Below are 13,757 nucleotides of genomic sequence, written 5' to 3' on the forward strand. Positions count from 1 at the left end.
ATGGCGATGATCGACACCGACCACGCCACCGGCCACGACGGCCCACATACCGGGACGGACGGCGTCCGACTGCATGTCCAGCGGCTGTTCCCGCCCGACGGCCGGCCGCCCACCGCCACCGCCGTGCTCATCCACGGTCTGCTCACCGACTCCCTCGCCAGCTGGTACTTCACGGTGGCCCCGGACCTCGCCGCCGCCGGACTGGAGGTGGTGATGTACGACCAGCGGGGACATGGCCGCAGCGAGCGCCCCGGCTCCGGCTACCGGCTGGACACCTTCGTCACCGATCTGGAGCGGCTGCTCGACCGGCTCGACATCACCGGTCCGGTCCATCTCGTGGGCAACTGCTTCGGCGGAACGGTGGCGTTCGCCTACGCCATGCGCCGTCCGGAGCGGGTGGCCGGTATCGCGGTCATCGAGGCGAAGCCCGCCACCCAGAGCTGGCTGACCGAGATCAGCGGGATCCTCCGGCGCGTCGCGGAGGAACTGGTCGTCCACGAGGCCGAGTCGCTGGCCTGGGTGAGCGCCCACCGGGGCGCCCACACCGCACGGCTGGCCAAGTCGGCCGCCCGCCTGGTCCGTACGACCACCATCGCCGAGGACGTACCGGCGAGCCGGGTGGTGAGCGAGGAGCAGGTCCGCGCGGTGCGCTGCCCGGTGCTGGCCGTCTACGGCGCCGACTCCGAACTCGCCGGGCAGGAACGGTGGTTGGAGGCGGTGCTGCCCGGCACCCGGACCGTCGTCCTGCCGGGGCAGGGCCACTCGGTCCTCGCCGAGGCGCCCACGCGCATCCGCGAACTGCTGCTGTCGTGGATCGACGAGAGTGAACACGAAGGGGAACACGGGCGCCGTACGGCCACCGGCACCGCAGCGGCGGCCCTGGAGGCCGATGCCTGATGAGCGAACCGAGCAGAGCCACGGAGACCTCACCCCGCACACCACGCCGCTTTCTCTTCGTCGTGCCGCCGCTCGTCGGCCACGTCAACCCCACCGTCGGCGTCGCGGCCGAACTCACTGCCCGGGGGCACCAGGTGGCCTGGGCCGGTATGCCCGCGGTCGTCGAGCGGCTGACCGGGCGGGGGACGAAGGTCTACCGCTGCGCCGGGCCGGTGCTGGGCGAGGGCGGGGCTGGCCGCCCACCGGACGTACGCGGTCCTGCGGCGCTGAAGTTCCTGTGGGAGCGGTTCCTGGTGCCGCTGGCCGAGGCCATGGCTCCGGGCGTGGCCGAGGCCATCGGGGAGTTCCGCCCCGATGTGGTGATCGCCGACCAGCAGACCGTGGCGGGTGCCCTGGTGGCCGAACGGCTGGGGGTGCGCTGGGCGACATCCGCCACCACCTCGGCGGAGTTCACCGGCGCGCTGGACGGGATGCCCAAGATCGACGCCTGGCTGGATGGGCTGCTGCACGAGGTGCGGGGCCGGATCGGCGACCCGGACGGCACGGCCGACCCTCGGTTCTCGCCGGATCTGGTCCTGGCCTTCACCACCGAGGAGCTGGCCGGACGACCGGCCCGGGCGGGTGACCGCATCCACTACGTGGGCCCGTCGATCGCCGAGCGACCGGCCACGACGGAGTTCCCCTGGGAGTGGCTGGATCCCACGCGCCCCGCGGTCCTCATCACGCTCGGCACCGCGAACACCGACGCCGGGGCGCGTTTCCTCACCGAGTGTCTGGAGGCCGTACGGGCACGGGCCGGTCGTTTCCAGACGGTCGTCGTCGACCCCGACGATGTACTCACCCGGGCCACCCGGGACATCCAGGGCATGCCCGCGACCTCGGACGAAAACGACGTCCTGGTGCGCCGCTACATCCCCCAACTCCCCCTGCTGAAAAGGGTGAACGCGGTCGTGTGCCACGCGGGCCACAACACCGTCTGCGAAACCCTCTGGCACGGCGTACCGCTCGTCGTGGCGCCCATCCGGGACGATCAGCCGGTGGTGGCCGCCCAGGTGGTGGACTCGGGCGCGGGTATCCGGGTGCGCTTCGGCAGGGCGCGGGCCGCGGCCATCGGCGAGGCGCTCGACGCCGTGCTGGACGAACCGCGCTACCGCGCCGCGGCCGAGCGCGTGGGGGCGTCCTTCCGCGCGGCGGGCGGTGCCACCGCGGCCGCCACCCAGCTGGAGCGGCTGGCCACAGCGGGCGACCCACACGCCGGCGCGAGCGCCACCCAGGCCACCGCGAGCGCCACCACCCACGCGACCGCGAACCCGGAAGGGGAACGATGAGCGGCGAGAGTGCCATACCCCGCACACCGGAGAAGCCGTCCCGCGCCGAGACCGTTGCCGAGTTGCGCTCCCGCTACCAGGCCGATCTGGCGCGGGGCACCGAGCGGTTCTTCGAACCCCGCCGCACGGACTGCCCGTGGTGCGGCTCCACGCGGCTGGTGCGGCGGCTGCGCACAAAGGACCGGTACCAGAGCAAACCCGGCCGCTTCCGGCTCGACAGATGCGGGGACTGCCGCCATGTCTTCCAGAATCCCCGGCTGAACGACGACGGCCTGGAGTTCTACTACCGAGACTTCTACGACGGGATGGGGGAGATCGAACTCGGCAACGTCTTCTCCGGGCGGGACAAGGTGTACCGGCGGCGCGCGATGTTCCAGGAGCCCTCCGCCGAGCCCCCGAAGACCTGGCTCGATGTCGGCACGGGACACGGCCACTTCCCCGAGGTGGCCCGTACCGTCTTCCCCGGCACCCGCTTCGACGGACTGGACTTCACCGCCGGTGTCGAACTGGCCGAGCGTACGGGCCGCATCGACCGGGCCATCCGCGGCAGCTTCGCCGAGCTGGCCGAGGAGCGGCTGGCCGGGGGCTACGACGTGGTGAGCATGTTCCACTACCTGGAGCACAGCACGGACCCCCGCGCCGAACTCCGCGCCGCCCGCCGCGCCCTGCGGCCCGGCGGCCATCTGCTGATCGAGGTGCCCGACCCGGAGTGCTGGTTCGGCCGCCTTTTCGGCCGGTTCTGGCTCCCCTGGCTCCAGCCGCAGCATCTGCATTTCCTTCCGGTGGCCAACCTCCGCGAGGAGCTGACCGCGCTGGGCTTCACCGTGACCGACGAACAGCACCGCGGGCCGTCGGACACCGTCGATCTGCTCGGCGCCGTCTGGCTGGCGCTCAACGCGATCGCCCCGCCCGATGACGCCCCCTCCCTCGTCAAGCCGCCCGGCCGGCTCCGCTGGCTGCTGCGCTGCGCGATCCTGCTGGCGGGTGTGCCCGCCCTCGTGGTCGCGACGGCCCTCGACCGCCTGTTGCTCAAACCGCTGGCGGGGCTCGGCAAGATGTCCAACGCCTATCGGATGGTGGCCCGGTGTGATGCCTCCACCCGTTCCGGCCCCCGTTAAGGTGGCCCCCGGGTCCCGCTCCGGGGCCCGGGGGAGGGGTGGTGCACGGCGAAGTCGAGGCCGAGGGGGCCGGACGGTAGTGCTGCTCGGCGGTGTTGCCATCGCCCTGGGACCGGACATCACCGCCGCGCTGGACGACCGTGCGGTGGCGGCGTGGCGCACGGTGTTCACCGCGATCGTCATCCAGGGCGTGCCGTTTCTGCTGCTGGGCACGGTGGTGTCGGCCGCCATCAGCGCGTTCGTACCGGCGTAAGTGTTCACCCGGGTGCTTCCGCGCAATCCGGCGCTCGCCGTACCGGTGGCCGGTGCCGCCGGGGCGGTGCTGCCGGGGTGTGAGTGCGCGTCGGTGCCGGTGGCGGGCAGTCTGATGCGGCGCGGGGTGGCCCCGGCGGTGGCGCTGGCCTTCCTGCTGTCGGCCCCGGCCATCAACCCGATCGTGCTGGTCGCGACCTATGTGGCCTTCCCCGGCAACCCCTGGATGGTGGCCGCCCGTCTGATCGCCTCGCTGCTGACCTCCGTCGCCATGGGCTGGCTGTGGATCCGGGCGGGCCGCGAGGAGTGGCTGAGGCTGCCGAAGGGGCCGGTCGGGCACGCGCCCGGCGCGAGCCGCGCGGAGGAGTTCCGGCTCTCGCTCCAGCATGACTTCCTGCACGCCGGGGGCTTTCTCGTGGTCGGCGCGGCGGCCGCGGCCACGTTCAACGTCGCGGTGCCGCACTCCGTACTGCGGCTCTTCTCCGACTCCCTGTGGCTCTCGCTGCCCATGCTGGGGCTGCTCGCGGTGATCCTCGCGGTCTGCTCGGAGGCCGACGCGTTCGTCGCCGCCTCGCTCAGCGGGTTCTCGCCCACCGCCCGGCTCGCCTTCCTGGTGGTCGGCCCGATGGTGGACGTGAAGCTCATCGCCCTGCAGTCCGGCACCTTCGGGCGCGCCTTCGCGGCGCGCTTCTCGTGGGCCACCTGGGTGGTGGCCGTGCTGTGCAGCGCTCTGGTGGGGTGGTGGCTGCTGTGAAGCGCAACATCCAGGTGCTGCTGCTCCTCTTCCTCGGGGTCGGTCTGCTGCACATCTCCCTGCTGACCGATCTGTATCCGCGCTATGTGCGCCCGGGGCTGCGGCCCGCGCTCATCGCCTCCGGGGTACTGCTGATCGCGCTCGGCGCGGTGAGCGCCGCCCGCGACGGCTTCCCGTTCAATCGTCCGCGCACCGACGGCGACCAGAGCCACGACGGCGAACAGAGCAATGGTGACGGACACGGCCACAGCCACGCGGGCGGGCCGAAGGTCGCCTGGCTGCACGGACGGCGCGAGCCCCGCCCTGGACGCCACCGCCGTACGGCGAGTCCCCGCGCCCAAGGACCCCTACCACGACATGGTGACCGGCCCGGGCGGCGGTTGAGCCACCCCCCGGGTCCGGACACACCCCGCCGGGACTGGACGCGCCCCGCCGGGGCCGGAGGCACCCAGCCGGGGCCGGACGTCAGGGGCCCGTAGCCGTGCCGTCGGGCCGCGGCGGCTCCTCGCCGGAGGTCTCCTGGGCCTGCGGCGGTGACGGCGGCTCGGTGGCGGCCAGGGCCGTCGGTGTCCCGCCGGGCTTGCTGTTGACGTAGGTGGTGAGCCGGTGCACCTGACGTTCCAGGGCCTTGATCCGGTCCACGATGTCCTCGGGCAGGTTCGCCATCAGTCTGCCTCCTCCAGATACAGATCGGCGGTCTCCGGACGTCCCCGCTCCGGGGCGGTGACCTTGATGCCGACGACGCGGTAGCGGGCGTCCAGCCCCTCGGAGAACCACACGTCCTTGATGCGCAGCCGCACGGTGGTGCCGAGCAGCGCGGGGGTGGTGCCCGAGCCGAGGCGGATCCGCACCGAGGGGATGACCACCGTGCCGCGCAGGGCGGCGAGTTCGGACCGGGCGAACGCGTCGAGCGTCGCCTTGTCGGTGACATTGCTGTGGTCGGACGAGGTGTCCAGGCGGGGGAACCCGGCCGCGAGGAGATCCCCGGCCACCTGTTCCCCGGACATCACCGGACCGCCCGCCCCGCCCTCCGGGGTGCCGCCCCTGGCCCGCGCCGTCGTTCCGCCGCGCGTGGCGTCGCGGGGGAAGGAATACGACAGCACATCGCCCGGCAGATCCAGCATCACCGGCTGGCTGCCCACCTGGATCGTCGGAGAGCCCAGCTGGAGCAGCTTCACCCGCCGCCCGGTCACCGGATCCCGGTACACCGCGATCCGGTGCTCGAAACCCGGCTCCATCGCCGCGAGTTGCCCGATGGCCTCCTCCACCAGGGTCTCGTCACCGTCGCTGTAGGCCACCGTACGGGCCGCGGTGGGGGCCGTCGGCTCGTACTCCACGCCGATGTGGCCGCCCTCGGACCCCTGCATGTAGTCCCACAGCCGGCGGACGATCTCCAGATGGTCGAGCGCGGTGAAGCTCAGATTCGCGCGGATGTAGCGACGGCCCGCGTAGGAGTCGAAGGTGGCCGCCTGAAGCCCGACGGTGGTGAGGCCCCGGTCGTCCGTGGCCGGGGTCAGCGTCCAGACGATGCCACCCCAGCAGACCTCGTCACCCCGTTCCAGATAGACGGCGGTGCGCCCCTCCACCAGCTCCCGGACCCGCCGGGCCATCCGGGCGTCGGGCACCGGGATGGTCGCGGTCAGGGATCCCGGCTTGCCGAGATAGTCGTCGTACTCCACCTCCCTCAGAGGCAGTACGTCGATGGCCTGGTCGGTGCGCAGATCGGTGAAGACGGCGCGGTAGCGGGCGTCCACGGCGCCTCACGCCACCGGGTCCACGCGGACGAAGCGGTTGTCGAAGTGCACACGCGTCCCCGCGATCGAGGAACGGTACGTGGCCGTCGCCGTGTAGACGGCGCCGGGGGTGAGGTTCCCCACCGGGAAACAGGTGGAGATCGAGGCCCGCCCGGCACCGTAGAGGGCCGCCGCCCGGTCGTCGGTCGGGGCGAGCACCTCGGTGCCGCTCTGCGTCCTGAGCCGGAACGAGATGTAGGCGGTGGCGTCCCCGTCGGCAGCCGTGAAGGCGCCGAAGGTGAGGGACACCCAACGGGACGCCGGGGCGGTGAAGGTGGCGGTGAGCGTGGCGACGGTGTCGGTGAGCATCTCCTGATAGGTGGCGGAGGTGGTGGCTCCCCAGTCCGCCGTGTGCCGGAGCACGGCGTCGGGAATGTACTTCGCCCACTGGGCGCCGTCCCAGCGCTCCAGCCGGCCGCCCGCGTCGCGGTACTGCCCGGCATACGCCCCGTTGTGCGGCGCGCCGCCCGCGGCGGGGACGATGCCGCCGAGCGCCGCGGTGTAGCGGCGGCGGTCGGTGATGGCGGAGGCCCAGGTGATGCCCTTGGCCGCGCTCGCCCCGGCGGGGACGGCGATCTCGTAGAGAAGCTCCGCGTTCTTGGGCACGGCCGGGGCGGTGGGGGAGCCGGCCGGGGTGCCCTGGAGGAGTTCCAGGGCGGCCTCGTACGTGCCGGAGCCGTCGTAGTCGGTGTCGTAGACCCGTACGACGAGCGCGTCCACACGGGCCAGGCTGGAGTGCCCGTCGGCGACGGTCAGCAGGGTGTCGGAGTCGACGGTGACCGGATAGCCGCCCTGCGATCCGGTGGAGGTTCCCGGGATCCACACCTGGCCCGGGGAGAGCTTGGCCTGCATACCGGTGGCGGCGGTGCCGGTGAGCTGCAGCCCGCCGAACACGCATCCCGCCCGGGTCAGCAGCGGTCCGGCGGACGCCATGCCGAGGCTGACGGCCAGCCGGGTGTCCTCACGGGTCTGGCCGGTGGGCAGATGCCAGGCGGATCGGACGGTCATAGGACGGCTCCCACGGTCATCGGAGAACTCCTTGTGGTCGTACGGGATTGAGGATCGGAGCGGACGACGGGGCGGCGCGGCGCCTCACCACTCGGCGCGGCGCCAGGTGATCGTGGCGGTTGCTCCCTCCCCTCCCGACGCCGCGCGGAAGGACAGCTGAGAGGTCCCGGACGGCAGGGTGAACGACTCCTCCGGGGCGCTGCCCGGTGTGGCGGTGTGGCGGCGCGACGCGGTGCCGTTGAACATCACCGTCCCCTCGGCGGTGTCGACGACCAGTTCGTCGTCCGGGGCGAGGGTGATCGCGTACTCCAGCCACTCGCCGCTGGTCCGGTTGGCCAGCCGCGGCCGGGTGCACGGCCCGGTGAAGGTGATCAGCGGATGGGTGGGTGCGCTGCCGTCGTTCTCCACCGCGAGATCGCCGGTGGAGCCGGGCGCGCCCCAGGCCAGCGGCCAGCTGAGCGGCCAGGTCAGCCCCGCCTCGGGCCGGGGGAGCCCGGCGGTGTCCCGCCGCCCCACCGCCTCGTAACGGCGTGGATCGCTCGCCTTCCACTGGAGCGTCATCTTGGCCAGCCGGCTCGCGGCGAACTGCCGGTCGGTGGGGACCACACGCTGGGTGACCCGGGCCCGTACGGCCAGCGTCTCGCCGTGCAGGCGCACGGCGAGCCACTCCTCCTCGTCGCGGACGGCGGTGGCGGCGCGCAGCGCGCGCAGCGCGTCCCGCACGGCCTCCGGTCCGGCGTCCGGGTCGGGCGCGAACCACACCTGCGCGGTGACCGTACGGGCCTGCGCCCACTGCGAACCCGGCCAGCCGCCGTGCCCCACCGGGCGGTCCGCGTCGGAGGTGTCCAGCGCGGGCAACTCCTCCCAGCCGGTGAGCCCTTCGGCGGCGATCCAGTAGTCGGTGCCGGGGCCCATGAGAAGCCCGGCCCACTGCACCTGCCCGTCGGTGGTGATGAGCGGCCCTGGTTCGGTGGCGGTGGTCTCGTCCGCCATGTCACCCCCTCGCCTTCATCAGGAACATCAGATCCTCGGCGGTCTGCCGGGCGCTGCCGCCCGGGGCTTCGTGGTAGTGCTCGATGACGAATCCGCCGCCCGCCCCGCCGGATCCCGCCGGGGCGGGCGCGGGCCCGGTGCGGGCGAGCAGGGTGCTCAGCCGGTTCAGCGGCAGTACGGCCTCGGCCTGCCCGCCCTCGGCGAGCAGTGCGAGCGTGCCACCGGGGCGCGGCAGCACGATGCCGCCCTGGGCGAGCGTGGGGATGGTGGGGATGTTCACCCCGAACGACCGGCCGCCGATCCCCGGCACCCATGAGGGCACCGAGACCTTGACCCGGTTCAGCGCGCCGATCGCCCGGTTGACCAGCCCGATCACCCCGTTGAGCGGCCCGCGCACGGCCCCGAGCACGGCGCTGAACGCACCCCGGACGATGCCCGCCAGCCCGCTGAAGGCGCGCTGGATGCCGCTACGGGCGGAGCGGAAGGCGCCCGGGATCCGCTCCGAGAAGAAGGACAGCAGGGGCCGGACCACGGCCATGATGGCGTGGATGACCGTGGTGATGATGGTCTTGTAGATGTTGAAGTACGTCTTCACGACGGTCCAGATGACCTTCAGCACGACCGTGAACGCCGTCTTGATGCCGTTCCAGGTCGTCTGCACCACTTGTTTCGCCACGCGCATGGTGGAGCCGATGACCTGGCCGATGATCCTGAAGGCCGCCTGGACGATGCGCTGCACCGTCTTGGACTGCATCGCCATGTCGACGAGCTTCATGATCAGCGGCATCAGCAGCGCCATGATGGCCCCGAACACGTTTGACTTCATGGCGGTGTTCAGGCCCTTCTGGGCCGTTGTCACCCCCTGGAGCCCCGTCTTCATCCGCCCCATCAGCCCACCCCCGGTGGCCGCGCCGCGGCCGGCGGTGGTCATGGAACGGCCGCTCTTGGCCACGCTGCGCTCGGCGGCGTTGGCCTCTCGTTGCAGGGTGCGCATGGAGTTGGCCGACTTGTCGACGTCGCCCTTGATCCGGCCGACGGCCGAGCCCGCCTGCGTCGCGGTACGGGAGAACCTGGAGACGCTGGTATCGGTCTGGCCCACGGTGCTGCGCAGGCCGCGGAAGCCGGAGACGGATCTGTTGAGCGCTTGCAACAGCGACATCGGTCACCTTCCCGGCCCCGTCATTCAAGAGCCTGTGCGAGTCGGCTGATTCGTCCTTCCAACGCCCGGATAGCCTGTTCGGCGTCGCGGATGTTGCGCACATCCACGGCTCGCTCCTGACTGGTTGGTCTCCCTGCCGCCGCTGCGGCGCTCCGCTGGTTTCCCCGGGCACGTTGAGCCTGCGATTCGGCGTGTTCCGCCTTCTCCTCGGCGTGCTTGGCCTTCTGCGCCGCGGCGCGAGCCTCATTGGCAGCGGCCTCGGCCTTGCCACCGGCACGTTCCGCGGCTTGCTTCGCACCAGTCACGGCCGTCTCGGTGGCGGACTTGGCGGCGGTGAATTCGGCCCGGACGCGGAGGATCGTACGGGCCAGTGAGGTCCGTGTCGCCGCCACCCGATGCTCCACGGCGCTGATGGATGCCTTGAGGGCCTCCGGGTTCAGACCGCGTCTCTTGTCGAGGATTTCCTGCAGGTCGAACACCGTCTTTTCGGCGTTGAACAGCTTGAAGCCTAAGGAGGCCCCCACTCCCTCGGCCTTGAGGAGGCTGGTCTCCCCCTTCGCGGCGGCTGTTTGGACGAAGTCTTTCGCAGCCTTCGTGGCGTCCTCGACGATCTTCTGTGCGGCTCCCTGAATGACCGCGTGTACTTTGCGGTCGATCTCTTGACCAACCCAGTGCAGCGTTTCGTTGGGTCCGGCCACTTGCCCTCCTTTCAGCCCGAAAACGCCTCACCCGAAGAACCGCGCCAACTCGGCCGCCGTCGGCCCGTGGCCGACATCGGCTTGGTCGGCGGTCGGCGGGCAGTCGGACATATCGGTTGCCCCCGGCCTCGGCACCGGTACCGGCGCCTCCGGCGGGTCCGCGTACTCGTCGCGGTTGGCCGACGTGAACATCCAGTTGGCGATCGCCAAGTGGTCCACGACCGCTGCCAGCAGATGGTCCGTCAGCCCCCACTCCGCGGCCTCGCCCTCCCGCGCCCGTACGAACGCCGAGTCCGGCGGAAGGTGGCGCACCAGGACCGCGAGGCGCCGCGAGGACAGCGCCTCGCGGTGCCAGTCGAGCAGGTCGACGCCGTAGTACCGCAGCAGATCGGCCTCCAGCGCCTCGGCGTGCTCCTCCACGAGCGCGCCGAGGCTCAGCCTTCCCCCACGCCGAGCCCGGTGTCCTGGCCGTACGCCTCGAGGATCGCGGCGATGTCCTGGACGCTCACCTCGTGTCGGCACAGCCGCTGATAGCTCTCCTCACCCATGAGGAGGGCGAGCAGCCCGTCCAGGTCGTTGTCCTTCAGCTCGGCCAGCGCGTGCGCCGAGCGGCGGGGGATTTCGGTGGGCAGCGAGAACGTCTCCCCGTCCACCTCGAAGTCCCAGGTCAGGCCCAGCGCCTCCAGACGCTGGGCGCGGGCGGCGTTGACGTTGAACGCAGGCATCGCGGCGGCTCCTTCGCGATCGACTTCGGGGGGGATCAGGATCCGGCGAACGCCGGGTCGTTCATCAGCCAGGTGGCCAGCGGGGTGTCGTTGTCCACGGCCAGTGCCGTGAAGGTGACCCCGAGCCGGACCGCGGCGGTGCGGGTGAGCTGGAGCTCCTCGGTCTCGGTGACCTGGCCGCGGCGGAGGACGAACCGGTACTTGATGACATCGCCGTCGGCGAACTCCACGCCCAGCATCCGCTCGTCCTTCTTCGGCTCGGCGGCGAGTTCGTAGCGGTACACCTTGGGCTCGGCCTCCGTCTCCGTCACCACGGCGCCGCCGAAGAAGAACGGCAGGGTGTCCTCGTTGAGCTGGAGCAGCTGGAACTTCACGGTGAGGTCGCGGTCGGAGTAGACGAAGCGGGCCGGGCTGACCGACTGCCAGGTGTCCACCGGGTCGATCTTGTCCTTCTTGTTGAACTTGATGCCGTCGGTGGTGGTGTACCCGAGGTCCTTCCAGTCCGCCGCCCACGCCGTGGAGACATCGGCCGGGACGGTGGTGCCGAGCGGGGCGGTGAGGATGCGGCCGGTGCCCGCGACGCGGATCTCATTGGGGTTCATTCCGGGCATGCGATTGCTCCTTGTGGCGTGGTGATGAGGGCGAACCGTCGGCTGGTACGTGGCCTACGCCGGGCGGATGGAGAGCCGGGCCGTGGACACATAGCGGCTGGCGGCGGCGTGCAGGTAGTCGGGCAGCCACCGGGGGCCGTCCACCTCGGAGACATCGGTGACACAGGCGGTGCCGAACGTGGTGCCGCGCACGGTGAACAGCGCCGTACGGGCGGCCGTGGCGACGGTGTGGGCCGTGGGTTTGTCCGGGCCGTACACCTCGAGGTCGACCAGCGGCTGGTCCAGATGGATGTCCTCGACCCAGACGCCACCGGCCCGGGAGACCAGCACGGCCTTCCGGGTTCCGTCGAAGTCCGGCGGGGTCCGGTTGTCCACGAGTACCCCGGCCAGTTCGGGGCGGTTCTTCAGATGCTCGACGACGAGGCGTTCGACGTCGGGAAAGATCACCAAGGGCTCGGTCATGCGCGCACTCCTTGCTGTGGTCAGGGCTGCGCACAGCGAAAAGCGGCGGGGCCGTGGCCCCTCCAGGGGCACAGCTCCGCCGCTGGCACCAAGTGTGATACACCGGATGCCCATTGACAACCACTTGTCGTCACTTATCCAGAGATGACCATGGGCCCCGCAGGTCACGTACGTCGTCGCGTGGCCCGCTCGGCCGCGAACACATCCTCCAGCCGATAGAGGAACGCCTTGCCCTGACGCCCCGCGGGCCGCAGATGCTTCAGCTGCACCCACTTGCGGATGGTGGCCGGGGTGACGCCCACCTCCACGGCGGCCACGGCGGCGGTCAGCAGCGGATACTCGGGCGCCTGTGTGGTCCTCATCGGCTCACCGCCACGACGGTGGAACCTCCGTCCAGGGCGGCGGTGATCTCCTCCAGGGTGAGCGCGCCGCCGGCCGCCAGCTCCGCCCACTCGCCCTCCGGCCAGGAGTGCCGATGTGCCCGGTCCGCATGGCAGCCGCACGCGGTGTGCGGGCAGCGGCAGCCGGGGTTGATGCACAGCACCGCCCGGCGCAGCGGAAAGGCCCGCAGCGAGACCGAGGCGCACAGCGGGCACCGGCCGCGCAGCCGGACCACGGGCTCGGCGTCCCCGAGCGTGCCCGAGCAGCGCCGCGCCATTCCGCTGACCTCGTCCAGCAGATGGCGCATCAGCAAGGGGTCGGCCTCGACCCGTTCCAGCAGCCCCGCGAGCCGGGCCAGTCTGACCTCGACGGTTCCCCTGCCCGTGGGCGGCAGCCCGAGCCGGTCGTGCACGGCCTCCTCCAGCTCCACGACGCCGTCGGTGATGTCGCGTACGGTGTCGGAGACCCGCAGGCGTAATGGCGCCGAGGGTCCGTGGCGCTCGGCGCCTCCCCGCCGCCGCCCGAGGTCGGGACGGTGCGGGGAGGGCGTCAACTCCGCCTGGAGCTCGGGGAATTGCCGTCTCAGAACGGTGATCCAGTGGCTCGCTCTGATGCGGTCGGGATGCGCAAGTGCGTCATTGCTCAACAGAACCCCCCAGGTTGTCTGCTTCTTCGCTCCCTAGGGACCCCCGGCCCACGCGGAACGGTTCCCACCGGAAGGGCGCGCGGAAGCGGGGATCAGGGGGCGTCGAAGCAGGCATCAGGAAGGCGCCGCGGCGGGTGTCAGGGGAGGATCGAGTCGACGTAGCCGCCGTCCACGCGCACGGCCCCGCCGGTGGTGGCCGAGGCGAACGAGGAGCTGAGGTAGACCGCCATGTTGGCGATCTCCTCGGGCTCGATCAGCCGCTGAAGCAGCGACTGCGGCCGGTGCTTGGCCATGAACTCCCGCTGCGCCTCGTCCCAGGGCAGCTCCGGGTCCACCAGCTCGTACACGAAGTCCTCGACTCCGCCGGTGTGGGTCGGCCCGGCGATCAGCGAGTTGACCGTGACGCCGGTACCGGCGGCGTCCTTGGCGAAGCCGCGGGTGACGGCGAGCAGCGCGGTCTTCGACGTCCCGTAGTGGATCATCTCGGCGGGGATGACGACGGCGGAGTCACTGGCGACGTTCAGGATCCGGCCCCAGGAGCGGTCCTTCATCCGGGGCAGATAGCCACGGATCATCCGGACGGCGGCCAGGACGTTCACCTCGAAATAGCGCCGCCACTCATCGTCGCTGATCTCCAACGGCGGAGTGGCTCCGAAGATGCCGAGGTTGTTGACCAGGACATCGGTGTCCGGCACGGCGTCGATGACCTGGCGGGCGCCGTCATCGGTGGTGATGTCGCCGGGGGCGGAGACGAACGAGCCGCCCTCGGTGTCCTCCTCCAGCTTCTGGATGGCGGCCTCGACGGACTCCTGACGGCGCCCGTTGACGGCGACACGGGCACCCGCCCGCGCCAGCCCGGCGGCGATGGCGAATCCGATGCCCTGGGTGGAGCCGGTGACCAGGGCGGTCCTGCCGGAAAGGTCGATCTGCAC

Annotated in this window: 17 protein-coding genes and 1 pseudogene; 5 read left to right on the forward strand and 13 right to left on the reverse strand. The window is 71.5% G+C overall.

Features of this window, described 5'->3' with window-relative positions:
• The 5 genes and pseudogenes from ACMTAK_RS47835 (at position 1) to ACMTAK_RS47855 (ending at position 4,828) form a co-directional block, all read left to right on the forward strand.
• On the forward strand, positions 1-897 hold the full coding sequence (locus ACMTAK_RS47835) for an alpha/beta fold hydrolase (protein WP_413811977.1): 897 nt from the start codon (positions 1-3) through the stop codon (positions 895-897).
• Entirely contained in the window at positions 897-2,225 is a 1,329-nt protein-coding gene (locus ACMTAK_RS47840) for a glycosyltransferase (protein ID WP_413811978.1), read from the forward strand. Before ACMTAK_RS47835 ends, ACMTAK_RS47840 begins: the two co-directional genes overlap by 1 nt.
• Positions 2,222-3,343, forward strand: coding sequence for a class I SAM-dependent methyltransferase (locus tag ACMTAK_RS47845; protein ID WP_413811979.1), 1,122 nt, complete (start codon positions 2,222-2,224; stop codon positions 3,341-3,343). Before ACMTAK_RS47840 ends, ACMTAK_RS47845 begins: the two co-directional genes overlap by 4 nt.
• A pseudogene (locus ACMTAK_RS47850) lies at positions 3,315-4,349 on the forward strand (permease). Before ACMTAK_RS47845 ends, ACMTAK_RS47850 begins: the two are co-directional and overlap by 29 nt.
• A complete protein-coding gene (locus ACMTAK_RS47855; RefSeq protein ID WP_413811980.1) occupies positions 4,337-4,828 on the forward strand; it encodes a hypothetical protein in 492 nt (163 codons plus the stop codon). The pseudogene ACMTAK_RS47850 and the gene ACMTAK_RS47855 overlap by 13 nt, the downstream one beginning before the upstream one ends.
• Here ACMTAK_RS47855 and ACMTAK_RS47860 read toward each other — a convergent pair.
• The 13 genes from ACMTAK_RS47860 to ACMTAK_RS47920 form a co-directional block, all read right to left on the reverse strand.
• On the reverse strand, positions 4,815-5,015 hold the full coding sequence (locus ACMTAK_RS47860; RefSeq protein ID WP_413811981.1) for a hypothetical protein: 201 nt from the start codon (positions 5,013-5,015) through the stop codon (positions 4,815-4,817). The two genes, ACMTAK_RS47855 and ACMTAK_RS47860, sit on opposite strands and share 14 nt — an antisense overlap.
• A complete protein-coding gene (locus tag ACMTAK_RS47865) occupies positions 5,015-6,103 on the reverse strand; it encodes a hypothetical protein (protein WP_413811982.1) in 1,089 nt (362 codons plus the stop codon). The genes ACMTAK_RS47860 and ACMTAK_RS47865 overlap by 1 nt, the downstream gene beginning before the upstream one ends.
• Positions 6,104-6,109: 6 nt before the next feature.
• Positions 6,110-7,150, reverse strand: a complete 1,041-nt coding sequence (locus ACMTAK_RS47870; protein WP_413811983.1) for a hypothetical protein — start codon at positions 7,148-7,150, stop codon at positions 6,110-6,112.
• 84 nt (positions 7,151-7,234) lie between these two features.
• Entirely contained in the window at positions 7,235-8,143 is a 909-nt protein-coding gene (locus ACMTAK_RS47875; protein ID WP_413811984.1) for a phage distal tail protein, read from the reverse strand.
• A gap of 1 nt (position 8,144) precedes the next feature.
• Complete coding sequence (locus ACMTAK_RS47880) at positions 8,145-9,302, reverse strand: phage tail family protein (RefSeq protein ID WP_413811985.1); 1,158 nt, start codon at positions 9,300-9,302, stop codon at positions 8,145-8,147.
• A 20-nt stretch (positions 9,303-9,322) separates the two neighbouring features.
• Positions 9,323-10,000: a hypothetical protein gene (locus tag ACMTAK_RS47885; protein ID WP_413811986.1), complete on the reverse strand. Its 678-nt coding sequence runs from the start codon at positions 9,998-10,000 to the stop codon at positions 9,323-9,325.
• 27 nt (positions 10,001-10,027) lie between these two features.
• Positions 10,028-10,420: a hypothetical protein gene (locus ACMTAK_RS47890; RefSeq protein WP_413811987.1), complete on the reverse strand. Its 393-nt coding sequence runs from the start codon at positions 10,418-10,420 to the stop codon at positions 10,028-10,030.
• 14 nt (positions 10,421-10,434) lie between these two features.
• On the reverse strand, positions 10,435-10,725 hold the full coding sequence (locus tag ACMTAK_RS47895; protein WP_413811988.1) for a hypothetical protein: 291 nt from the start codon (positions 10,723-10,725) through the stop codon (positions 10,435-10,437).
• Positions 10,726-10,760: 35 nt separating this feature from the next.
• Positions 10,761-11,336 carry a phage tail tube protein gene (locus tag ACMTAK_RS47900; protein WP_413811989.1) on the reverse strand — a complete coding sequence of 192 codons (576 nt, stop codon included), beginning with the start codon at positions 11,334-11,336 and terminating at the stop codon, positions 10,761-10,763.
• Between the two features lie 54 nt (positions 11,337-11,390).
• Entirely contained in the window at positions 11,391-11,798 is a 408-nt protein-coding gene (locus ACMTAK_RS47905) for a hypothetical protein (protein ID WP_413811990.1), read from the reverse strand.
• Between the two features lie 164 nt (positions 11,799-11,962).
• Positions 11,963-12,160: a helix-turn-helix domain-containing protein gene (locus ACMTAK_RS47910; RefSeq protein WP_037953897.1), complete on the reverse strand. Its 198-nt coding sequence runs from the start codon at positions 12,158-12,160 to the stop codon at positions 11,963-11,965.
• Positions 12,157-12,825: a hypothetical protein gene (locus tag ACMTAK_RS47915; protein WP_413811991.1), complete on the reverse strand. Its 669-nt coding sequence runs from the start codon at positions 12,823-12,825 to the stop codon at positions 12,157-12,159. Before ACMTAK_RS47915 ends, ACMTAK_RS47910 begins: the two co-directional genes overlap by 4 nt.
• Before the next feature lie 137 nt (positions 12,826-12,962).
• Positions 12,963-13,757 carry an SDR family NAD(P)-dependent oxidoreductase gene (locus tag ACMTAK_RS47920; protein WP_413811992.1) on the reverse strand — a complete coding sequence of 265 codons (795 nt, stop codon included), beginning with the start codon at positions 13,755-13,757 and terminating at the stop codon, positions 12,963-12,965.

The organism is Streptomyces lacaronensis (assembly GCF_047337785.1).
Classification (GTDB): Bacteria; Actinomycetota; Actinomycetes; order Streptomycetales; family Streptomycetaceae; genus Streptomyces; species Streptomyces lycopersici.

Coding starts and splice junctions, on each gene's coding strand:
- ACMTAK_RS47910 (WP_037953897.1), bottom strand. CDS start 12,160: ATGAGGACCACACAGGCGCCCGAGTATCCGCTGCTGACCGCCGCCGTG.
- ACMTAK_RS47900 (WP_413811989.1), bottom strand. CDS start 11,336: ATGCCCGGAATGAACCCCAATGAGATCCGCGTCGCGGGCACCGGCCGC.
- ACMTAK_RS47860 (WP_413811981.1), bottom strand. CDS start 5,015: ATGGCGAACCTGCCCGAGGACATCGTGGACCGGATCAAGGCCCTGGAA.
- ACMTAK_RS47905 (WP_413811990.1), bottom strand. CDS start 11,798: ATGACCGAGCCCTTGGTGATCTTTCCCGACGTCGAACGCCTCGTCGTC.
- ACMTAK_RS47875 (WP_413811984.1), bottom strand. CDS start 8,143: ATGGCGGACGAGACCACCGCCACCGAACCAGGGCCGCTCATCACCACC.
- ACMTAK_RS47880 (WP_413811985.1), bottom strand. CDS start 9,302: ATGTCGCTGTTGCAAGCGCTCAACAGATCCGTCTCCGGCTTCCGCGGC.
- ACMTAK_RS47870 (WP_413811983.1), bottom strand. CDS start 7,150: ATGACCGTCCGATCCGCCTGGCATCTGCCCACCGGCCAGACCCGTGAG.
- ACMTAK_RS47835 (WP_413811977.1), top strand. CDS start 1: ATGGCGATGATCGACACCGACCACGCCACCGGCCACGACGGCCCACAT.
- ACMTAK_RS47840 (WP_413811978.1), top strand. CDS start 897: ATGAGCGAACCGAGCAGAGCCACGGAGACCTCACCCCGCACACCACGC.
- ACMTAK_RS47895 (WP_413811988.1), bottom strand. CDS start 10,725: ATGCCTGCGTTCAACGTCAACGCCGCCCGCGCCCAGCGTCTGGAGGCG.
- ACMTAK_RS47845 (WP_413811979.1), top strand. CDS start 2,222: ATGAGCGGCGAGAGTGCCATACCCCGCACACCGGAGAAGCCGTCCCGC.